Annotated in this window: 1 protein-coding gene; it reads right to left on the bottom strand. The window is 40.6% G+C overall.

What is annotated here, in order from left to right:
* On the bottom strand, positions 1 to 275 hold a 275-nt coding region (locus KH400_RS23260; RefSeq protein WP_369009394.1), incomplete at its 3' end, for an EamA family transporter.
* Between the last annotated feature and the right edge of the window lie 60 nt (positions 276 to 335).

Raw genomic sequence — 335 nt, 5'->3', positions numbered from 1 at the left:
GCATCAAGTGTTTGTAATGAAATATAATAGAAAATACCCGTTAACCCCATCGGCATGCCTGCCAGTAGCAATTCTCGAGATTGTCTTAATGATAGCTTTGTTCTTTTCGTGAACAAAGACAACAAGAAGATAAGAACTGTTCCTGTAAGAAACTGTCCACCCGTCACTTCTCCAACCGAAAATCCGGCCCCGTATGCTAACTTAACAAAGGTTGATAATATTCCAAAACAGCATCCAGCTAAAAATACTAGAGACGCATAATGCCAAACCTTCACCATCCACACTCCTTCCTCTAAACAAAAAAACACACTCTGCCCTATGACAAAGTGTGGTGA

It is taken from the genome of Desertibacillus haloalkaliphilus (assembly GCF_019039105.1).
Taxonomy (GTDB): Bacteria; Bacillota; Bacilli; order Bacillales; family KJ1-10-99; genus Desertibacillus; species Desertibacillus haloalkaliphilus.
This window is presented reverse-complemented; position numbering and strand designations above follow the sequence as displayed.